Genomic DNA, 18,829 nt, shown 5'->3' with positions numbered 1-18,829 from the left:
TTTAAATATCATGGTCGTATCAAAGCCTTGGCTGATGCTGCTCGTGAAAACGGCTTGGAGTTCTAATCATGGCTAAAGTTGAACAAAACGAAGGTCTTGTTGAAAAGCTGGTTGCCGTTGATCGTGTGGCCAAAGTTGTTAAAGGTGGTCGTATCTTCTCTTTCACAGCATTGACTGTTGTGGGTGATGGTAATGGTCGCGTAGGTTTTGGTCGTGGTAAAGCTCGTGAAGTTCCTGCTGCTATTTCTAAAGCATTAGAAGCTGCACGTCGTAACATGATTACTGTAGACCTTGCTGGGACTACTCTTCAACACCCTGTGAATGCTCGTCATGGTGCAAGCCGTGTATACATGCAACCCGCTTCTGAAGGTACTGGCGTAATCGCTGGTGGCGCTATGCGTGCCGTTCTTGAAGCTGCAGGTGTACATAACGTACTTGCTAAATGTTATGGTTCTACAAATGCTGCTAACGTAGTAAATGCAACTTTTAAAGGTTTGCGTGATATGACTTCTCCTGAGAAAGTCGCTGCGAAACGTGGTCTTTCAGTAGAACAAATTCAAGGGTAATCAATCATGAAAACGATTAAAGTTACCCAGATCAAATCTTCTTCGCATCGTTTAAAAAATCATAAACTTTGCCTACAAGGTTTAGGTCTGCGTCGCATCGGTCATACTGTAGAAGTTCAAGATACTCCTTCTAACCGTGGTATGATCAATAAAGTCTACTATATGGTTAGTGTAGAGGAATAAGCCATGACTCTGCGTTTAAATGAATTAGCGCCTGCAGAAGGTGCTAAGCGCGAAAATCTTCGTCTTGGCCGTGGTATCGGTTCAGGCGTTGGTAAGACTGGTGGCCGTGGTGTTAAAGGTCAAAAATCACGTAAAAGTGGTGGCGTTCGTCCAGGTTTTGAAGGTGGTCAAACAGCGATTTATCGTCGTTTACCTAAATTCGGTTTCACTAGCCAAATCGCTTTGAAAACTGCCGAAGTACGTTTATCTGAGTTGAATAAAGTAGAAGGCGATATCGTTAGCCTAGAAACTTTAAAAGCTGCAAACGTTGTGCGTCGTGACCAACTTCGTGCGCGTATCGTGCTTTCTGGTGAAATTACTCGTGCATTCACTGTTCAAGGTGTTGTATTGACTAAAGGCGCTAAAGCTGCAATCGAAGCTGCTGGCGGTAAAGTCGAGGAGTAATACGAGTGTCTATGTCTCCTAGTTCTTCAGGTCATGTGAACATGATGAAAGGCCAACCATTTCATGTGAAATACCGTGAAATTATTCGTCGAATGATGTTTCTTATCGGCGCATTGTTGGTCTTTCGACTAGGATCGCATATTCCAGTACCAGGCATTAATAATGCCGCACTTGAACAATTGTTTAATGCAAACCAGGGTACAATCCTTGGTTTGTTTAACATGTTTTCAGGTGGTGCATTACAACGCATGTCAATTCTTGCTTTGGGAATTATGCCGTATATTTCTGCCTCAATTATTGTGCAGTTAATGTCGACAGTTATTCCTTCACTTGAAGCCTTGAAAAAGGAAGGTGAGCAAGGAAAGCGTAAGATTAATCAGTATACACGTCAAGGCACACTTATTTTAGCGCTTGTTCAAGCGACAGGGATGTGTGCGGGCTTGATTGGTCAGGGAATTACACTGACCAATGGTTTAGCCTTTTATGTACCTGCTGTAAGCTCATTGGTTGCAGGTACAATGTTCTTGATGTGGCTTGGAGAACAAATTACCGAACGTGGTATTGGTAATGGTATCTCAATGATTATTTTTGCTGGTATTGTTGCAAATTTACCAAATATGGTATTGCAATCAATTTCAGCGGTCGAAAATAGTCAGACAAGCATTATAGGCTTAGCTGTTTTTGCATTGATTGCATTGGCTGTACTGGCTGCGATTGTCTTTATTGAAAAGGCACAACGTCGTATAGCTGTTAACTATGCTCAAAAGCAGCAAGGTCGTCGTATTTTTACGGCACAGCAAACACATCTACCATTAAAAATTAATATGGCTGGTGTTATTCCTGCAATCTTCGCAAGTTCATTGCTGTTATTTCCAGCGAGCTTGGGACAGTGGGTAGGAAGTGCTGATCAAAATGCTGGTATCGTAAAACGCTCATTACAAGATTTGGCCCTTGTATTGTCGCCTGGACACACTTTGTATTTGGTGCTCTTTGGTGCGTTAATTATCTTTTTCTGTTATTTTTATACGGCATTAGTATTTAGCCCAAAAGAAGTAGCAGAAAACTTAAAACGCAGCGGAGCTTATGTGCCTGGTATTCGCCCAGGTGAGCAAACTGCTCGTTATTTAGATCATATTCTCAATCGTTTGACCTTTATTGGGGCAATATATATTACTGTGATCTGTTTAATGCCAATGATTTTACAAAGTGCATTTGGTATGACTGTAAACGTTGGTGGCACATCATTATTAATTGTTGTTGTCGTTGTGATGGATTTTATGGCTCAATTACAAGCTCATCTAACCTCACACCAGTATGATAATCAGACGCTCATGAGAAAAACGACAGCTCATCCGAAGGGATAAGCGCACTTAGAGGTTTCATCATGAAAGTACAAGCTTCTGTAAAGAAAATTTGTGGTAGCTGTAAAGTTATCCGTCGTAATGGGGTTATCCGCGTGATTTGCAGCGCTGAACCTCGTCATAAGCAGCGTCAAGGTTAATTTTTTAATCAAGACCTGTTGATTTCAGTAGGCAAATTGGGTTACTATCCGCCCCTCAAGATTTTTGTGGGGCGGTTATTATCTCTGCTGCCTTTTTGGAGAAAGTGAATGGCTCGTATTGCCGGTGTAAACATTCCGGATAACAAGCATGCTGTTATCTCCCTTACGTACATTTTTGGTGTTGGTCGCCACACTGCTAAGAATATCTTGGCTGCTGTTGGTATTACTCCAACAACTAAAGTACGTGAGTTGGACGATGCTCAGCTTGATGCGATTCGTGCAGAAGTTGCTAAGGTTCCAACCGAAGGTGACTTACGTCGCGAAATTTCCATGAACATTAAACGTTTAATGGATTTAGGCTGCTATCGCGGTCTTCGTCATCGTCGTAGCTTGCCTGTCCGTGGTCAACGCACGAAAACTAACGCACGTACCCGTAAAGGTCCGCGCAAACCGATTAAAAAGTAAGATTTCTGGAAGCTAAAAGATGGCTAAAGATACTCGCACACGCAAGAAGGTCACTCGTACCGTCTCTGAAGGTGTTGCACACATTCACGCGTCTTTTAATAACACCATTGTAACGATTACCGATCGTCAAGGTAATGCATTGGCTTGGGCCACCTCAGGTGGACAAGGCTTCCGTGGTTCACGTAAATCAACTCCGTTTGCTGCTCAGGTAGCTGCTGAAGTTGCTGGTAAAGCAGCTTTGGATTACGGTTTGAAAAACTTGGACGTCCTTGTAAAAGGTCCTGGTCCTGGTCGTGAGTCTGCGGTTCGTGCATTAGGCGCAGTGGGTTATAAAATTAACAGCATTACCGATGTGACTCCAATCCCTCACAACGGTTGCCGTCCACCTAAAAAACGTCGCGTGTAAGGAGAAACATTCATGGCTCGTTATATTGGTCCAAAATGCAAACTCTCTCGTCGCGAAGGGACAGACCTGCAACTTAAATCTGGCGTTAAACCATTTGACGTCAAAACTAAAAAACATGCTAAAGCGCCTGGTCAACATGGCCAAGCTCGCGGTAAGCAATCTGAGTACTCACTACAATTACGTGAAAAACAAAAAGTCCGTCGTATGTACGGTGTGTTAGAGCGTCAATTTAGTAATTACTATAAAGAAGCAGCTCGTGTTAAAGGTGCAACAGGTGAGAACTTGTTGAAATTGCTAGAAAGCCGCCTTGATAACGTTGTTTATCGTATGGGTTTCGGTTCTACACGTGCAGAAGCTCGTCAGCTAGTATCTCACCGTTCGATTACTTTGAATGGCCGTCGTGTTAACATCGCGTCTATCCAAGTAAAACCAGGTGATGTAATTGCTGTACATGAAGGTGCTAAACAACAATTACGTATTAAAAACGCAATTGAATTAGCAACTCAACGTGGCATTCCTGCTTGGATTGAAATTGATCACTCTAAGTTTGAAGGTACGTTTAAAGCTGCACCAGATCGTTCAGATCTACCTGCTGAAATCAACGAAAGCTTAATCGTAGAGTTGTATTCTAAATAATCCTTGAGGTAGCAATAAATGACGCGTACTGCAAACGAGTTTCTAACTCCGCAAGCGATCAAGGTCGAAGCGGCTAGCGGGACCTCGGCAAAAGTGATTCTGGAACCTTTAGAGCGTGGCTTTGGTCACACTCTTGGTAATGCTTTACGTCGCATTCTATTGTCTTCTTTACCTGGCGCAGCTGTGGTTGAAGTTGAGATAGAAGGCGTCGAGCACGAGTACAGTACTTTAGAAGGCTTGCAGCAGGACATCGTCGAGCTCTTGCTGAACCTAAAAGGATTGTCGATTAAGCTGTTCGATCAAAATGAAGCTTACCTAACATTAGAAAAACAAGGTCCGGGCGATGTTACTGCTGCTGACCTTCGTTTACCTCATAATGTTGAATTGGTTAACCCTGAACATTTGATCGGCACATTGAGTGCTTCAGGCTCATTAAAAATGCGCTTGAAAGTTTCTCAAGGTCGCGGTTATGAAACATCTGACTCTCGTTTCCCTGAGGGTGAAACACGTCCTGTAGGTCGTTTACAGTTAGATGCTTCTTATAGCCCGATTAAACGTGTTTCTTACACTGTTGAAAACGCACGTGTAGAACAACGTACAGACCTTGATAAATTGGTCATTGATCTTGAAACCAACGGTACAGTTGATCCTGAAGAAGCGATCCGCAAAGCGGCAACAATCTTGCAACAACAAATTGCAATCTTTGTTGATCTTCAGAAAGATCAAGCTCCTGTTGCTCAAGAACCTCGTGAAGAAGTTGACCCTATTTTGCTTCGTCCAGTAGATGATCTCGAGCTTACTGTTCGTTCTGCTAACTGTTTGAAAGCAGAAAATATTTACTACATTGGTGATCTTGTTCAACGTACTGAAGTTGAGTTGTTAAAAACTCCTAACTTAGGTAAAAAATCGTTGACTGAGATTAAAGATGTTTTAGCTTCGAAAGGCTTGCAACTCGGCATGCGTTTAGAAAACTGGCCACCAGCTAGTTTACGCATGGACGATCGTTTCGCCTATCGTAGCCGTTAATTAAGTAGGACTATCACCATGCGTCATCGTAATAGTGGTGTGAAATTAGGCCGTACCAGCAGCCATCGTAAGGCGTTGTTCCAAAATTTAACAAATGCTTTAGTTGAGCATGAGTTAATTAAAACAACTTTGCCTAAAGCGAAAGAACTTCGCCGCGTTGCTGAGCCTTTAATCACTTTAGCTAAAAACGATACAGTAGCAAACCGTCGTTTAGCGTTTGCTCGTACTCGTAATGCAGCAACTGTAGGTAAATTATTTACCGTTCTTGGCCCTCGTTACAAAGAACGTAACGGCGGTTATCTACGTGTTCTTAAAGCGGGCTTCCGTGCTGGTGATGCAGCACCGATGGCTTACGTTGAACTCGTAGACCGTGAAGTGAATACTTCAGCTGAATAATTTATTTTATTCAGAAAAAGACCGGTTTTTACCGGTCTTTTTTATTGCTTGAAATTGGGTGTTAAATTGAATAAATATAGCGTTTTCTATGGATCTTGCTAAACTAATTCCATACTATTTATAAAAGATTATGGAATTAGTTTAGCAATGTCTGAAGAATTAAGCCTAGAAGAACGGAAAGTTGTCTATCGTGCACGTCGTGGATTAAAGGAAATTGATATTTATTTTGATCCTTACGTGAAAAATTATTATCTCAATGCAGATGCACATGAAAAAGCATTATTTGCTGAGTTGGTGGACCAAGAAGATCCAGATTTATTAGACTGGTTTATGGATGTGGGTGAGCCACCACGTGAAGAGTTAAAAGTATTTATCCAAAAACTAAAGCAATATGTCTATCAGTCATGATGTTTTTACTCTAAAGCCAAGCCGTTATGCTTGGTTTTTTCAACTGGGAATGGCCTTCATTTTCTTATATTGCAGTTTTCAAGTGCTTTCTTGGTGGGGATGGGGGATTATTGCCTTTTTGTTGATAATGAGTAGATGGTTCTATCATAAAGTGTATCCAAGACTTTATCATTTTGCCTATTTGGGTGAAATGGAGTGGACATTTTCCTTTGTAGGACATACCAAGATACATCACTGTAAGCTAAAGCAAATTATTGATCATCAATTTTATATCGTTTTATATTGGGACTCGGCATATAAGCCAACGGTCATTTGGCGGGATCAACTTGATTTGAATGCATGGAAAAGGCTAAAAGTTTTAGCCCAGCTATATACACCCACATTAAAATTAGAATAAAAATTTATGTTATTTTTGCTCTGCAAGTTGCTTTTCAAGAAGTTTAACCTGTTCTTCTTTGAGTTGAATGAGCTTGTCTGCATCTTGATGCTGAGCTTGTAATGTGTGTTGCTGTGCCTTGAGCTGTTTTTGAATGTCGTTTAGCTTATCAATTTCCTCTTGGGTCAGTGCTGAGTTTTGAGGAATAGGCTGTTGATTAATGTCGTCATTTACCAAAGTATGGGGCGTCTGAGGAGCCGATGCGGGTTCTGGGTGTTTGGTTGGTGTTTTTTGAGTAGACGCAATAGTGGCGGGCACTGGCGTAGGTTTTGTTTTAGATGAGGATGTCGAAAAATTTTGCCATAAAAATAGAGCCAGACAAAGTACGATTAAAACCGTAATGACGATCCATAATAATAAATTGCCGTGTTTTTTATTATTTTGCATTTTAGTCAATTCTATTCAGGTTAACGAGGGCGAAATTGAATGACACCAACTTCATCTTCTTGAGCTGCTGCTTGTTGCAATTCTACGTGAGTAGGTCGATTCTCACTATAGCCGCATTCAATACACTCTATCCATTCATGCTCATCATCTGTAAGCATGACAACACGATCAAGTGCTTCGCATTTTGGACATCTAGCACCTGCGATAAATCGTTTTTTCATGTCGTCTGCTCCGATGATGAGATAAAAAGCCTGAGTAGTTTAAGGCTTTTTATGCATTCGTCCAACCTTGATGACGTAACAAGGCATCAATTTTTGGTTCACGACCCCTAAATTGTATAAAAGCATCTAAAGCAGCCGTTTTCCCACCAACAGCTAAAATTGCTTTTCGGAATTCAGCACCTGTTTGTGTATTAAAAATACCTTCTTTTTCAAAACGGTCAAATGCATCACTTGCAAGAACTTCTGCCCATTTATAAGAGTAGTATCCTGCTGCATAACCACCTGCAAAAATATGACTGAAACTATGCTGGAAGCGGTTATACGGTACGGTTGGCATCACTGCAAATTGTTCTCGAATATGATCTAAGGTTCCTTGAATACCCTGAGCATTCAGTGTTGGGGTATGGCGATGAATTTCAAGATCAAAGAGTGCAAATTCAATTTGACGTAGTGTTTGCATTCCAGATTGGAAGAAGCGGGCATTGAGCAGCGCATTCAGCAAATCTTGAGGAAGTGATTGTTTACTTTCAATATGCTCACTTAATAGATCAAGACTTTCCTGATCCCACGTCCAGAATTCCATAAATTGGCTTGGTAATTCAACTGCATCCCATGCAACGCCATGTGTACCTGCTACAGAAATATTATCTACTTCTGTTAATAAGTGGTGTAATCCATGTCCAAATTCATGAAAGAGAGTGAGGACTTCATCATGGGTGAGTAACGCAGGTTGATCGGCAACAGGAGGGGTAAAGTTACATACGATATAACAAATCGGATGCTGCAATTCTGTTTCAGTTTGCATGCGTGAACGGAAGCCGCTCATCCATGCGCCACCACGTTTTCCTGTGCGGGCATATAGGTCTAGATAGAATCCACCAAGTACTTGACCGTGGTCTAACACTTCAAAATAGCGGACATCCGATTGCCATATTGCCACTTGACGTTCAATAACTTCAATTCCATAGAGTCGTTGTGCAATCTGGAATAAGCCTTGAATGATTTTTGGGGCAGGGAAATAGGGTTTGAGTGCTTCTTCTGAAAGGTTAAATTGCTGCTGTTTTAATTTCTCGGAATAATACGTGCTATCCCACGGCTGCAATTGCTCAATGCCATCAGCCTCGGCAATTTCTTTAAGTTGGGCAACTTCTTGTAAAGCTGGCGTGCGGGCATGTTGCGCCAAATCAACTAAAAACTTGTGTACCGTTTCTACATCGGGTGCCATTTTGCTTGCAAGTGAATATTCAGCAAAATTATTAAAGCCGAGTAACTTTGCCAATTCCTGACGCAAAGTTAAAATTTCTTCCATCACCAAGGTATTGTCATATTCAGTCAATTCAGACTGATCTGAGGCACGTGTGGTATAGGCTTTATATAATTCCTCACGTAACGGACGATGTGCCGCATAGGTCATGATAGTCAAATAAGATGGGAAATCGAGCGTAGCAACAGGCTGATCTAATTCACGTTGTTGGCCGTATTGTTTGAGTAGCTCAATACTGCTTTCAGGTAAACCCGTGAGTTCTTCTGCTGTAAGGGGTTTAAAGTAAGCTTGAGTTGCATCTAGGACATGGTTAGAGAAGTCTGATGAAAGTTGTGATAAACGTGCGGAGATCTCAGCATAGCGTTTTTTTGCATCACCCTCTAATGCAACACCTGATAATTTAAAATCACGCAAAGCGAGACGGACAGCGCTTTGCTGTGCTTCACTTAATGTGGCAAATTCAACATTGTCATGCAAATGTTGATAAGTCTGATACAGGGCGGTGTGTTGCCCTAATTGCGTGTAATGTTCGCTTAAAGCAGGCAATAATGATTGATAGACCTCACGGGTTTGGGTATTGCTCATCACTGCATTGAGATGAGATAAAATTCCCCAAGATTCGTTCAACTCATTTTCAAGTAGATCCATTTGTGCAAGGATTTTGCATTGTGCTTCAAAGTCTGTAGGTGCTTGTGTCAGTTCATTCAGGAACTGTTGACCCTTGATAATATTTCTTTGAATCTGTTGTTTTAATTGATCCAGCTCAATGTGATCGAACTGTGGAACAGGAAGTGTCGCTGGTACGAGAGTCATTGTTTCTGCCATAAATTTTAAAACTTAATGATAAATGTGAGTCTTATAGGGGGATAAATCAAGGGAAGATCGAATTTGATGCGATTATTTTGTAGAAAATTGATCTAAAAATAGCTCGATTGATTTGAAGATGAGCCTAAGGAGCTAAAAAATAAGGGAACCGAAGTCCCCTTATTTAAAAATTAATCTTCTTTGCGAATTTTCGCATTCGATTTTTTCTTTTTAACCTTGGCTTTTTTCTTTACTTTTTCTGCTTTTTCGGCAGATTTAGCAGCAACCTTTTTGTTTGGTTTTTTTGAGTAAGAACTTGGTTTGGACTTGTCCTTACTTTTTTTACGGGCTGGTTTCTCATCTTCAACAACAGCAGTTGTTTTTTTGAAAACCTCTTCGGCTGCTTGTGATTTTGTTGTGCGTGGTGCACGACTACGCACAGCACGACCCGCATGTGTTACTTGCATCAGCAGTTCAAAATCAATCTTACGTTCAGCTAAATTCACCCCAGCAACCTTAATCTTGAGTTCATCACCTAACCCAAAAATTTGTCCACGGTTTTGACCAATCAAAGTTTGACTTGCCATATCGTAGACAAAGAAGTCATCACCTAATTGGCTAATATGAATCATGCCATCAATATAGACATCTTTAAGCGTTACAAAGAGTCCAAACTCAGTCACCGCACTAATCGTCCCAATGAACTCTTCGCCTAAATGTTGCTGCATATAGTGACATTTCAACCACGAAGTTACACTGCGAGAGGCTTCATCGGCACGACGTTCTGTTTGTGAAAATTGTTCACCAGCATCGTCTAATGCTGCGCCAGAAAGCGGTGGTTTTTTATGTGCTAACTGTGCCTTAATTGCCCGATGCAGTAATAAGTCAGGATAACGGCGGATTGGAGATGTAAAGTGAGTATACGCTTCATACGCCAGACCAAAGTGTCCCGAATTTTTCGCACCATAATATGCCTGCATCATTGAACGCAATAGCACGGCATGAATGGTTGGGGCATCAATTCGATCTTTGGTTGCATCAATGACTTTTTGATAATCGGCTTGCGTTGGCTGATCTGGGAAAGGCAAACCAAGTAATTTGACAAAGTCTTTTACTTTCTGAATGCGCGAAAACTCAGGTGCTTCATGCACACGATAGAGCATTGGAATTTCATTTTTGAGTGAATATTCTGCTGCGGCAACATTGGCAAGCAACATACATTCTTCAATGAGTTTATGTGCATCATTACGTGTACGAGGAAGAATTTCTTTAATTCCGCCTAATTCATCAAATGTCATATAGGTTTCGATGGTTTCAAATTCCATCGCATGACGTTTTGCACGTAAATCTTTCAACACCTGATATAACTGGAATAAGGTATTCAGTGATTTTCGAATTTCACGATCTTCAGGAATGGCCTGAGAATTCCCCTGAAAATAGTCTCCTACCTGCGTATAGGTTAAACGTGCTTTAGAGTGCATGACCGAAGGATAGAAGGTAAAACCTGTTACGCGGCCTGTACGAGATAGCGTTAAATCACAGACCATACATAAGCGGTCAACATGTGGGTTTAAAGAACATAAACCATTCGATAATGCTTCGGGCAACATTGGCAAAACAAAATGCGGGAAATAAACCGAAGTACCGCGATCTTGTGCTTCATCGTCGAGTGGTTGACCCAAACGGACATAGTGACTGACATCGGCAATTGCGACAACAACCCGATAACCGCCACCAGCGCGTTTTTCTGCATAGACGGCATCGTCAAAGTCACGCGCATCTTCACCATCAATGGTGACCAAAGCTAAATCACGTAAATCGATACGTCCTTTACGATCTTTTGCAGAAGGTTCTTTAAAGCTTTCTGCTTCAGCGATGACTTCTTCTGGAAACTCATACGGCAAACCAAATTCTAAAATGGTTTGAGGGATAATAATTTCGGTATCTGCCTGATCTGCCATTGATTGTACGATATGACCCGTTGCAAACTCTTCACGCGTTGGGTAGCTGTCGATTGCAACACGAAGCATATCCCCAACTTTTGCTTTGGCATGTTCGACCAGTTCTTTTTCAAGTGTAATCGGCTGATGATGATTGGGTGTTGTCGGTTGAATATAATATTCACCCTGATGCTCTGCAACCTGACCAATAAGCTGTTTAACCCGATGTTGCACCACTTCGGTAATCACACCCCAAGCTTTCCCTTTACGGTCAATTGAGGTTTGGCGGACTTTAACACGGTCGCCATTAAACACTAGACGCAGTTCACGTTCAGGTAATAAAAGATCCCGCTGGCCATCGATATGTGCAGAACCAAACCCTTTGCTATTAATATAGACCGTTGCATCATCGCTTGGCAGGTCAGCAATTAATTGAAATTTGAGCGTATCTTTACCTAATTGACCGTCGCGCACCATTGCACTCAGGCGATGGCTGAGTGCATCGATACTTTTTTGATCTTTTAAATTGAAATGATCGACAAGCTCGGCATGCGATTGTGGTTGTTGCAGTTGTTCAAGTGTACTTAAAATGAGCGTACGACTTGGAATCGGGTTTTCATAACGTTCAGCTTCGGCATTCGCCTCAGGATCGACCCAGTTTTTCATCATATCGATTGGCTTCTTATCAGCAGATAGAGTTAAGCATAAGTCATGCAGAGAAAGACTGCACGAGAATCATTGCAAAATTGTGTTTTATTTCAGTCTATAGAGACCGATGAAGGTAAATAACAGCACTATATTAGCAACAGTTTTGGACAGGGAAGCAGATAAAATGATGAAAATTGCTTAAAAAATAGATAAATGAATAAAAAAAACAGAAAAAATGACAATCATGACTTGATGACCTGTAGTTAAGCTTGTATTATGGCGTCCTGTTCCGGTGAGATGGGTGAGTGGCTGAAACCACGTCCCTGCTAAGGACGCATACGGGTAACTGTATCGAGGGTTCGAATCCCTCTCTCACCGCCATTTTACTTACGCGCGCTCATAGCTCAGCTGGATAGAGCACTTGGCTACGAACTAAGGGGTCGGGAGTTCGAATCTCTCTGAGCGCACCAAGTAAGTTAAAATGTTGCAAAAGAACACGCTGAAAAGCACACAAGTAATGCGCTCATAGCTCAGCTGGATAGAGCACTTGGCTACGAACTAAGGGGTCGGGAGTTCGAATCTCTCTGAGCGCACCAACTTGAAAATTGAAAAAAACCGCTTAAATGCGGTTTTTTTGTACCTAAAATTTATAATAACATTTAGATAAATAATATGGACCTCGCCTTATTTGATTTTGACAATACTATTACCTTTAAAGACAGTTTTGGTCCATTCTTAAAATTCTCATTAACAACCAGACAGCAGATTATAGGAACCATTAAACTTGCACCGTGGCTCTTGGCATATCGGACAGGATATTTAAATGATCAAGGGATTCGGCAAAGGCTTTGTGCCGAAGCATATCGTGGTTATCAAATTGAATTATTAGAAGAAATTGGGAAAGAATATGCTCAGGTGATATTACCTACGCTTATTCGCGCTGAGGCGCTTGAACGTATTTTGTGGCATCAGCAACAAGGCGATCAAGTGGTGGTGGTGTCATCATCTCTAGATGTTTATTTAAATGCATGGTGTCAGCAGCAGGGTATTGATCTGATTTGTAATCAGCTTGAGGTTCGAGCAGGGCGCTATACAGGGAAATTGCATCAGGGTGATTGTGGTTATGCGGAAAAAGCCCGAAGGATAAAGCAGAAATATCGCTTAGGTGATTTCGATGTGATTTATGCGTATGGTGATAGCCCAAATGATTTGGAAATGTTAAAGCTCGCACATAAAAAGTATTATCAATGGGAACAGGTCCTGGAATAAGGGGTATTTTTTGACAGAGAGATTAAGATTTGTCTAATAACTAGGCGATTGTGCTCAAATTTTAAAAAAAGACTAGGCTTTTTCTGAAAACTCCGTATAATGCCCATCCATCAAGTACGCGCTCATAGCTCAGCTGGATAGAGCACTTGGCTACGAACTAAGGGGTCGGGAGTTCGAATCTCTCTGAGCGCACCACTTGAAGAATTGAAGAAACCGCTTAATTGCGGTTTTTTTGTGCCTAAAAAAAGTGGTGTTGATCATCCTAAATAAGATCAAAATATAAGAAATTGCTTGTTTTTTCATAAGAATAAAAAGCGTTTTTCTATTTGATGGATGAAGAAATTAAATTCTTTATTAAAAAATGAAACTCTGCCTAAACGAACCTATCAGTAAGAGTAAAACTAATCAGAATAATATGTGAATTACAGATGATTTAGTTTAATACAGTATCATCATCTCAAAATACAAGAATCCATTTAAAGGTATGGTTGGTGTATTTACAGTTTAGAAACCTAATGTAGATCAAGTATCAAGATATAAAAAAACCGTTGATTCTGTGGAAAAATCAACGGGAAAAGGAGAAGTTTTTATTCAGATAAATTTAGTTAAATGTTTTAAAACGTGTTGCATCATTGATAAAACTTTTCTCACCTGCTTCAGATTCAATTGAACCAAACACAAGTTGGGCACGTAGTTTCCAGTTTTCAGGAACTTGGAAGGCAGTTGCAACGTCCTGATCCACAATCGGGTTGTAATGTTGCAATGATGCGCCAATATTTTGTTCAGCAAGGGCAGACCACACAGCAAATTGTGCAATGGCAGTGGCATGTTCAGACCAAACTGGGAAATTTTCTGCATAAAGTGCAAATTGTTCTTGTAAACCTTTGACTACATTTTTATCTTCATAGAACAAAACAGTTCCTGTTCCTGCAATAAAGCTTTGAATTTTTTGTTCAGTTGCAGAAAAAGCATCACTTGGTACAATTTTGCGTAATGCATCTAGAACAATCGTCCAAAATTGTTGGTGTGCTTGACCAAAAAGAATCACGGCACGAGAGGATTGTGAGTTAAAAGCAGATGGGCTTGCCTTAACTGCTTGTTGGATAAGCTGTTCAATTTCAGCAGGTGTCTGTTTGAGGTTACGACCAATTGCATAGATTGAGCGACGTTTTTCCATAACCTCTAAAAAAGACAATGATTTATCGTGAGGTGTTGGTGTAACTGGTTTCTGTTCAACTGGTGCTGATTTTTTCTCTAAGCCGAACAACTTTGCTAAAAATGACATGGTGCATTTCCTAAAATCTTTTCTGATTAAGATTTATTCTAAATTGTTAAAATAAATATGAAAGCACATATGTATGATTTAATGTTCTATTTTTGGAATGATAGGTAATTGGTTGCAAAATAGCAGCGAGATTGATTTTAAAACTTAAGATGATTGTGGTCTAATACCTGTAATTTTTGAATTTTTGCAGCATGTTATGACAGATTCCAAGCCAGCTTTATCTGTGCGTTATTCTCTTGGTTTAGAAGAGTCCCAAGACGGTTTTGCCCTTGCCACATTTGGTAAAAAGCAAATCACCCGTTTCCTTACACCAATCATTAGTATTTTAGTGGTGGTCTATGGTTTCTATATTGGGTTCTCTGGTGTTGGTCGTTACTATGTTGGTTTAGGTATTTTCTTTTTGATCTTACAGGTGGCGATGCGTTATTGGTTATTGCCAATGCTTTTTAAACGACAGTTTGTGAAATATCAACTTGGAAAAAGTGAACAAGGTTTAGATTTATATCAGCAACATTTTGATTTAGTTTCACATGGTCGTCAGCAGCGTTATCCATATACCGAAATTCAGCGTTTTGCGGAAGGGAAACTGACCTATATGCTAGAGTTTAAAACACGTAATGTGGTGATTGTGCCAAAACGTATTTTTGCCAACCCAGACCAGCAACGTCTATTTGAGCATAGTTTTAAAAAATAATTGAGATGTAATCACAAAGACAGAGGAAGTAACATGAGTGACCGTCGTCCATCTAAAATAGTATGTGTTGGCCGCAGCTATGCAGATCATGCCAAAGAATTAGGCAATGCTATACCTGATCGTCCAGTATTGTTTATTAAGCCATCGAGCAGTTTAATTGGGTTGGATGACGGCATTTCGTGGAATAAAGCGCTGGGAAGTTGTCATTATGAATGTGAGCTTTCTTTACGTATAGATCGCACATTAAAAAATGAGACAGATCCCGTCAAAGCTTTACAAGCGATAGGTGCTGTGACACTTGGGTTGGACTTAACCTTACGTGATTTACAAACCGAACTGAAAAATAAAGGTCAACCTTGGGAACGTGCCAAAGCATTTGATGGCGCATGTGTGTTGGCGGATTGGGTTGATGTGGCAGAAATTGAAAATTGGGAACATGTTGAATATCAGTTTGCGGTGAATGATGAAATTCGTCAGCAAGGTGATACTGCATATTTAATTTTTAGTATTGCTGAAATGTTATGTGATATGAGTCAGGCTTTTACCCTTGAAGCGGGTGATGTGGTGATGACGGGTACACCCGCAGGAGTGGGGGCATTGCATGCAGGTGATCAATTGACCTTAACGTTAAAAGGTAAAAATCAGGATTTTGTCTGGAAAACAAGTGTAAATGCTGAATAAGTGAGTACAGGCACGACGAACCGATGCAAATGAAAATGAGCATCGGTTTTTTTTATGTGCATCAAATATTGATAAATTGCTCTGTGTTGATCACAGTTGCAAAATTTTGTAAGGCGGCTAAATATGCCGTCTGTACTTGAGGAGCTGAGGTTAATTGTCCTTGCCAGACCAAATCACAGGTGGCGGTAGCATCTGCAATTAATATCGGTTTATAGCCAAATTCTGCTGCTGCACGTGTGGTTGAATCAACACACATATGGGTCATCATTCCTGTAATCACCAATTGTTCAATTTCGAATTGCTGTAAAGTTTGAGTCAGCGTTGTTTCTAAGAAGCTATTCGGATAATGTTTTTCAATCACGAGCGAATCTGATTGACAGTTTAACTTGGGATGTAGCAGAACTCCGTTTGTTCCTGCCTCAAAGAAGTCTGGATGAGGTTTATTCTTGATATGTTGAATGTAAAGAATAGGTTGCTGATGACTGATGAAGTATTGTTCAAGTCGGTTGATATTGGCTAAGGCTTTTTCAGGTTGAAAAAGTGGTTTTTTCCCTTGAGGAAAATAGTCATTTTGTACATCGATAATCAAGAGCGCTTGTTTCATGGTGTTATCCTTAAACTGAATAGAATAAGGATAAAGATTTCAGTTGCATGGGGACATGACTCGGTGAAAGAATACAGCACAAGCAACTTTCATTTTGAAAAATCGTGGATATTGACGCAATAGATCATCAAATTTTGCAGTTACTCAAGCAGGATTCACAATTAAGTCATAAGCAGATTGGAGAATGCGTGCATAGAACAGGGCAAGCCGTTGGTGCTCGGATTCAGCGCTTAATTGATGTTGGCGTTTTGCAAAAATATACCATCCAAATCTATTATCCGCAGCGACAGTTTATTCGCCTTTTCTTGCAACAGCCTTTATTTTCAGATTTAGAGCAACGTATCAAACAATTTGATCAAATTGAACATTTTTATAAAGTGGCTGGGCAAGCCTGCTATATGATCGTGGCACATTTTGATATCCAACAGCTGAATGCCTTTATTGAGGCGATTTCATCTTTTGCACGATATAGTGTTGAAACAGTAGTAAGAGAAGTTGACTTAGATTAAAACCAGACAGCCAGAAGGAAATTCTCGGCTATCTGCTCATTCATTATGATGGAGGAATTAGCTCTCTTTTTCCGACTTTGCATAGCGTTTTTTATCTTCAAAAATCGCAGATAAAGGGATGGAAAGATGAGATTTTAGATACTCATCTGCATCAATAATGTGTGGTGCAAGATATTCCATCCATAGATCATCATCGTGAATATTTTCAATATCACGCCGTAAAGGAAGTGTGAAAGGAAGACTGTTGTAGAACTGCCAGAAATCGATTTGATCAAGGTTTCGGATTAAAACATATTCATCATCATGTTCAGTTTGTTTAATCAAACATTGCTTTTCTAAAAGCTCGACATAGGTTGGCCAACGCCCAATTTCACCACGACCTAAAATTTTAAGCACTTCTTTTTCTTTAACGATGCCCCCTGTTTTTTGTTTGTTATAAAAAAGCTCAAGTACATCTAGCAGCATGACGAGAGGATGGCGTTTTTGACTCTTTCCAGAGTTAAATGAGGTTAGGGCAAAACTAAGTTCTACTCCCAACAAAATGATATTCCATGATAAATAAATCCAGATGAGGAAAATAGGAATGGCTGCAAAAGCACCATAGATCAATTCATAACTGGTGAAATTGGCCATGATATAGCCAAAGAAATTTTTGAGTAATTCAAATAATGTCCCACTAAATATGCCAGCAATAATGGCCGATTTAACAGGAATGCTACGGTTAGGAACAGTCCAATAGAGAATAAAGAAACCGAGAATAACCAAAACAAAAGACAATAAATCTAGAAATAAAGCACCATCAAGTTCATAGCCAACAAATTTACTGCTCAAAATATTCATTGAAGCAACGGTAGAGGATATGGCAAAGGCACTTCCTAGTAAAATCGGCCCAAGTGATAAAATTGTCCAATAGCGCATGAAGCCGACAATACCACTTCTTTGTCTTTTCACCCGCCAAATATGATTAAAGACATTTTCAATACTGGTGAGCATCATGACGGAGGTGACAAATAAAAAGAGAATCCCGATCACGGTTAAATTGCTTGATTTGTCTGTAAAGGCATTGAGTGCTTTATCAAAAGCGATGCTGCTTCGGGGAAGAAAATTGCTGTAAATCAGGTATTGAACTTGTTGCCGCGCAGGTTCTAACGCTTTAATTGATGAAATAATCACTAAAAAAACGGTGAGCATTGGCACAACCGCAAACAGTGTTGTATAGGTGAGTGATGCAGCTTTGTCACGACAGTGATCATTCTCGAAGCGACTGACAAGAAAAAGTATAAATTGAAACCAAGTCTTATTGTAAAAAGGCAATTTCTTTAACAGATTTTGCATAGTCCATCCTAATTTTTAAACAATATTTATTGCAGGTGGTGTAGCTTTTAATAACGAAAAATGTGAAAAAATACCGTATAGTTAATGTTTTTAACAAAAATATAGAAAGTGATGCAACCTTATATTCTCATTTTGTATTACAGCAAGTATGGCTCAACACGTGAAATGGCGCATTTAATTGCTGATGGTGTTGAAGCAGCAGGACTTGCAACCAAAATCCGTACAGTACCCGCACTGTCAACTGTGGTTGAAGTTGCGGCAGCCAGTATTCCAGCTGAGGGTGATATCTATTGTAGCTTGGATGATTTAGCCAAGTGTTCTGGTTTGGCGTTGGGGTCACCAACCCGTTTTGGGAATATGGCCAGTGAACTCAAGTATTTCCTAGATCAGACGACACCGTTGTGGTTGAGTGGGGCATTACAGAATAAACCTGCGTGTGTGTTTACATCATCAGGTTCTATGCATGGGGGGCAGGAAAGCACATTGCTGAGTATGCTGCCACCCTTATTTCATCATGGCATGATGATTTTAGGATTAAGCAATGCACATCCTGCTTTGTCCAATACTCAGTCGGGTGGAACACCTTATGGTGCTTCACATGTTAGTGGTTCACGACATGAAAAGACATTATCTGCCGAAGAGAAAGCTTTATGTATTGAACAAGGCAAACGGTTGGGACAAGCTGCTTTGCAACTTTTAAAAGCGTAATAAAGCTCTGGTT

24 protein-coding genes and 4 tRNA genes are annotated in these 18,829 nt (G+C 40.4%); 21 read left to right on the top strand and 7 right to left on the bottom strand.

Annotated elements, in window-relative coordinates:
• The 12 genes from ABDV70_RS12865 to ABDV70_RS12810 all read left to right on the top strand — a co-directional run.
• Positions 1 to 66 (top strand): 50S ribosomal protein L18 (locus ABDV70_RS12865; RefSeq protein WP_343598299.1); only part of this gene is annotated, 66 nt, incomplete at its 5' end.
• A gap of 2 nt (positions 67 to 68) precedes the next feature.
• The gene (gene rpsE / locus ABDV70_RS12860) at positions 69 to 566 is read left to right on the top strand and encodes a 30S ribosomal protein S5 (protein WP_004657688.1); all 498 of its coding nucleotides are present in this window, start codon (positions 69 to 71) and stop codon (positions 564 to 566) included.
• Between the two features lie 6 nt (positions 567 to 572).
• Positions 573 to 749: a 50S ribosomal protein L30 gene (gene rpmD / locus ABDV70_RS12855; protein ID WP_016654894.1), complete on the top strand. Its 177-nt coding sequence runs from the start codon at positions 573 to 575 to the stop codon at positions 747 to 749.
• 3 nt (positions 750 to 752) lie between these two features.
• Positions 753 to 1,193 (top strand): 50S ribosomal protein L15, encoded by a 441-nt coding sequence (gene rplO, locus ABDV70_RS12850; RefSeq protein ID WP_343598293.1) that lies wholly within the window; start codon positions 753 to 755, stop codon positions 1,191 to 1,193.
• Between the two features lie 44 nt (positions 1,194 to 1,237).
• Complete coding sequence (gene secY / locus ABDV70_RS12845) at positions 1,238 to 2,557, top strand: preprotein translocase subunit SecY (protein WP_343598298.1); 1,320 nt, start codon at positions 1,238 to 1,240, stop codon at positions 2,555 to 2,557.
• A gap of 20 nt (positions 2,558 to 2,577) precedes the next feature.
• The gene (rpmJ, locus tag ABDV70_RS12840; RefSeq protein ID WP_000867907.1) at positions 2,578 to 2,694 is read left to right on the top strand and encodes a 50S ribosomal protein L36; all 117 of its coding nucleotides are present in this window, start codon (positions 2,578 to 2,580) and stop codon (positions 2,692 to 2,694) included.
• A 108-nt stretch (positions 2,695 to 2,802) separates the two neighbouring features.
• Entirely contained in the window at positions 2,803 to 3,159 is a 357-nt protein-coding gene (gene rpsM / locus ABDV70_RS12835; RefSeq protein ID WP_343598292.1) for a 30S ribosomal protein S13, read from the top strand.
• A gap of 19 nt (positions 3,160 to 3,178) precedes the next feature.
• The gene (rpsK, locus tag ABDV70_RS12830; RefSeq protein ID WP_001040166.1) at positions 3,179 to 3,565 is read left to right on the top strand and encodes a 30S ribosomal protein S11; all 387 of its coding nucleotides are present in this window, start codon (positions 3,179 to 3,181) and stop codon (positions 3,563 to 3,565) included.
• 12 nt (positions 3,566 to 3,577) lie between these two features.
• The gene (rpsD, locus tag ABDV70_RS12825; protein WP_343598290.1) at positions 3,578 to 4,201 is read left to right on the top strand and encodes a 30S ribosomal protein S4; all 624 of its coding nucleotides are present in this window, start codon (positions 3,578 to 3,580) and stop codon (positions 4,199 to 4,201) included.
• Positions 4,202 to 4,219: 18 nt separating this feature from the next.
• Positions 4,220 to 5,227, top strand: coding sequence for a DNA-directed RNA polymerase subunit alpha (rpoA, locus tag ABDV70_RS12820; protein ID WP_343598288.1), 1,008 nt, complete (start codon positions 4,220 to 4,222; stop codon positions 5,225 to 5,227).
• A gap of 18 nt (positions 5,228 to 5,245) precedes the next feature.
• Positions 5,246 to 5,623 carry a 50S ribosomal protein L17 gene (rplQ, locus tag ABDV70_RS12815; RefSeq protein ID WP_343598286.1) on the top strand — a complete coding sequence of 126 codons (378 nt, stop codon included), beginning with the start codon at positions 5,246 to 5,248 and terminating at the stop codon, positions 5,621 to 5,623.
• A gap of 147 nt (positions 5,624 to 5,770) precedes the next feature.
• Entirely contained in the window at positions 5,771 to 6,031 is a 261-nt protein-coding gene (locus ABDV70_RS12810; protein ID WP_343598284.1) for a succinate dehydrogenase assembly factor 2, read from the top strand.
• Positions 6,032 to 6,437: 406 nt separating this feature from the next.
• Here the strand turns inward: ABDV70_RS12810 and ABDV70_RS12805 are convergent, their stop codons facing one another.
• The 4 genes from ABDV70_RS12805 to rnr all read right to left on the bottom strand — a co-directional run bounded on the left by ABDV70_RS12805 (position 6,438) and on the right by rnr (position 11,752).
• Positions 6,438 to 6,854: a hypothetical protein gene (locus tag ABDV70_RS12805; protein ID WP_343598282.1), complete on the bottom strand. Its 417-nt coding sequence runs from the start codon at positions 6,852 to 6,854 to the stop codon at positions 6,438 to 6,440.
• Between the two features lie 20 nt (positions 6,855 to 6,874).
• On the bottom strand, positions 6,875 to 7,075 hold the full coding sequence (locus tag ABDV70_RS12800) for a YheV family putative zinc ribbon protein (RefSeq protein ID WP_343598280.1): 201 nt from the start codon (positions 7,073 to 7,075) through the stop codon (positions 6,875 to 6,877).
• A gap of 49 nt (positions 7,076 to 7,124) precedes the next feature.
• Positions 7,125 to 9,152 (bottom strand): M3 family metallopeptidase, encoded by a 2,028-nt coding sequence (locus ABDV70_RS12795; RefSeq protein WP_343598279.1) that lies wholly within the window; start codon positions 9,150 to 9,152, stop codon positions 7,125 to 7,127.
• 182 nt (positions 9,153 to 9,334) lie between these two features.
• On the bottom strand, positions 9,335 to 11,752 hold the full coding sequence (gene rnr, locus ABDV70_RS12790; RefSeq protein ID WP_343598278.1) for a ribonuclease R: 2,418 nt from the start codon (positions 11,750 to 11,752) through the stop codon (positions 9,335 to 9,337).
• A gap of 270 nt (positions 11,753 to 12,022) precedes the next feature.
• On the opposite strand from rnr, the gene ABDV70_RS12785 reads away from it, so the two are divergent.
• From ABDV70_RS12785 to ABDV70_RS12765, 5 genes are all read left to right on the top strand, one after another.
• Positions 12,023 to 12,112 (top strand) — tRNA-Ser (locus ABDV70_RS12785).
• A 12-nt stretch (positions 12,113 to 12,124) separates the two neighbouring features.
• A tRNA-Arg gene (locus tag ABDV70_RS12780) sits at positions 12,125 to 12,201 on the top strand.
• Positions 12,202 to 12,250: 49 nt separating this feature from the next.
• Positions 12,251 to 12,327, top strand: a tRNA-Arg gene (locus ABDV70_RS12775).
• A gap of 76 nt (positions 12,328 to 12,403) precedes the next feature.
• Complete coding sequence (locus ABDV70_RS12770) at positions 12,404 to 13,000, top strand: HAD-IB family hydrolase (RefSeq protein ID WP_343598277.1); 597 nt, start codon at positions 12,404 to 12,406, stop codon at positions 12,998 to 13,000.
• 118 nt (positions 13,001 to 13,118) lie between these two features.
• Positions 13,119 to 13,195 (top strand) — tRNA-Arg (locus ABDV70_RS12765).
• 406 nt (positions 13,196 to 13,601) lie between these two features.
• Here the strand turns inward: ABDV70_RS12765 and ABDV70_RS12760 are convergent.
• Positions 13,602 to 14,285 (bottom strand): nitroreductase family protein, encoded by a 684-nt coding sequence (locus ABDV70_RS12760; RefSeq protein WP_343598275.1) that lies wholly within the window; start codon positions 14,283 to 14,285, stop codon positions 13,602 to 13,604.
• A 196-nt stretch (positions 14,286 to 14,481) separates the two neighbouring features.
• Between ABDV70_RS12760 and ABDV70_RS12755 the strand changes: the two genes are divergently transcribed.
• Positions 14,482 to 14,979, top strand: a complete 498-nt coding sequence (locus ABDV70_RS12755) for a YcxB family protein (RefSeq protein WP_343598273.1) — start codon at positions 14,482 to 14,484, stop codon at positions 14,977 to 14,979.
• Complete coding sequence (locus tag ABDV70_RS12750; protein WP_343598270.1) at positions 14,980 to 15,660, top strand: fumarylacetoacetate hydrolase family protein; 681 nt, start codon at positions 14,980 to 14,982, stop codon at positions 15,658 to 15,660. It abuts the gene before it with no gap.
• A gap of 61 nt (positions 15,661 to 15,721) precedes the next feature.
• On the opposite strand, the gene ABDV70_RS12745 is transcribed toward ABDV70_RS12750, so the two are convergent.
• Complete coding sequence (locus tag ABDV70_RS12745; protein ID WP_343598269.1) at positions 15,722 to 16,264, bottom strand: cysteine hydrolase family protein; 543 nt, start codon at positions 16,262 to 16,264, stop codon at positions 15,722 to 15,724.
• A gap of 101 nt (positions 16,265 to 16,365) precedes the next feature.
• Between ABDV70_RS12745 and ABDV70_RS12740 the strand changes: the two genes are divergently transcribed.
• On the top strand, positions 16,366 to 16,773 hold the full coding sequence (locus ABDV70_RS12740; RefSeq protein WP_343598297.1) for an AsnC family transcriptional regulator: 408 nt from the start codon (positions 16,366 to 16,368) through the stop codon (positions 16,771 to 16,773).
• Between the two features lie 57 nt (positions 16,774 to 16,830).
• Here ABDV70_RS12740 and ABDV70_RS12735 read toward each other — a convergent pair whose 3' ends face one another.
• Positions 16,831 to 18,108, bottom strand: a complete 1,278-nt coding sequence (locus ABDV70_RS12735) for a YihY family inner membrane protein (RefSeq protein WP_343598267.1) — start codon at positions 18,106 to 18,108, stop codon at positions 16,831 to 16,833.
• 111 nt (positions 18,109 to 18,219) lie between these two features.
• Here ABDV70_RS12735 and wrbA point away from each other — a divergent pair, with 111 nt between their 5' ends.
• Entirely contained in the window at positions 18,220 to 18,816 is a 597-nt protein-coding gene (gene wrbA / locus ABDV70_RS12730) for an NAD(P)H:quinone oxidoreductase (protein WP_343598265.1), read from the top strand.
• Positions 18,817 to 18,829 lie beyond the last annotated feature (13 nt).

The organism is Acinetobacter sp. (assembly GCF_039596015.1).
Taxonomy (GTDB): domain Bacteria; phylum Pseudomonadota; class Gammaproteobacteria; order Pseudomonadales; family Moraxellaceae; genus Acinetobacter.
The sequence above is the reverse complement of the archived record's forward strand: the minus strand, read 5'-3'. Positions and strand labels throughout refer to the sequence as shown.

Coding starts and splice junctions, on each gene's coding strand:
- ABDV70_RS12735 (WP_343598267.1), bottom strand. CDS start 18,108: ATGCAAAATCTGTTAAAGAAATTGCCTTTTTACAATAAGACTTGGTTT.
- rpsD (WP_343598290.1), top strand. CDS start 3,578: ATGGCTCGTTATATTGGTCCAAAATGCAAACTCTCTCGTCGCGAAGGG.
- ABDV70_RS12810 (WP_343598284.1), top strand. CDS start 5,771: ATGTCTGAAGAATTAAGCCTAGAAGAACGGAAAGTTGTCTATCGTGCA.
- rpoA (WP_343598288.1), top strand. CDS start 4,220: ATGACGCGTACTGCAAACGAGTTTCTAACTCCGCAAGCGATCAAGGTC.
- wrbA (WP_343598265.1), top strand. CDS start 18,220: ATGCAACCTTATATTCTCATTTTGTATTACAGCAAGTATGGCTCAACA.
- rnr (WP_343598278.1), bottom strand. CDS start 11,752: ATGATGAAAAACTGGGTCGATCCTGAGGCGAATGCCGAAGCTGAACGT.
- rpsK (WP_001040166.1), top strand. CDS start 3,179: ATGGCTAAAGATACTCGCACACGCAAGAAGGTCACTCGTACCGTCTCT.
- ABDV70_RS12760 (WP_343598275.1), bottom strand. CDS start 14,285: ATGTCATTTTTAGCAAAGTTGTTCGGCTTAGAGAAAAAATCAGCACCA.
- ABDV70_RS12800 (WP_343598280.1), bottom strand. CDS start 7,075: ATGAAAAAACGATTTATCGCAGGTGCTAGATGTCCAAAATGCGAAGCA.
- rpsE (WP_004657688.1), top strand. CDS start 69: ATGGCTAAAGTTGAACAAAACGAAGGTCTTGTTGAAAAGCTGGTTGCC.
- ABDV70_RS12795 (WP_343598279.1), bottom strand. CDS start 9,152: ATGACTCTCGTACCAGCGACACTTCCTGTTCCACAGTTCGATCACATT.
- ABDV70_RS12805 (WP_343598282.1), bottom strand. CDS start 6,854: ATGCAAAATAATAAAAAACACGGCAATTTATTATTATGGATCGTCATT.
- rplO (WP_343598293.1), top strand. CDS start 753: ATGACTCTGCGTTTAAATGAATTAGCGCCTGCAGAAGGTGCTAAGCGC.
- rpsM (WP_343598292.1), top strand. CDS start 2,803: ATGGCTCGTATTGCCGGTGTAAACATTCCGGATAACAAGCATGCTGTT.
- rplQ (WP_343598286.1), top strand. CDS start 5,246: ATGCGTCATCGTAATAGTGGTGTGAAATTAGGCCGTACCAGCAGCCAT.
- secY (WP_343598298.1), top strand. CDS start 1,238: ATGAAAGGCCAACCATTTCATGTGAAATACCGTGAAATTATTCGTCGA.
- ABDV70_RS12770 (WP_343598277.1), top strand. CDS start 12,404: ATGGACCTCGCCTTATTTGATTTTGACAATACTATTACCTTTAAAGAC.
- ABDV70_RS12755 (WP_343598273.1), top strand. CDS start 14,482: ATGACAGATTCCAAGCCAGCTTTATCTGTGCGTTATTCTCTTGGTTTA.
- ABDV70_RS12745 (WP_343598269.1), bottom strand. CDS start 16,264: ATGAAACAAGCGCTCTTGATTATCGATGTACAAAATGACTATTTTCCT.
- rpmJ (WP_000867907.1), top strand. CDS start 2,578: ATGAAAGTACAAGCTTCTGTAAAGAAAATTTGTGGTAGCTGTAAAGTT.
- rpmD (WP_016654894.1), top strand. CDS start 573: ATGAAAACGATTAAAGTTACCCAGATCAAATCTTCTTCGCATCGTTTA.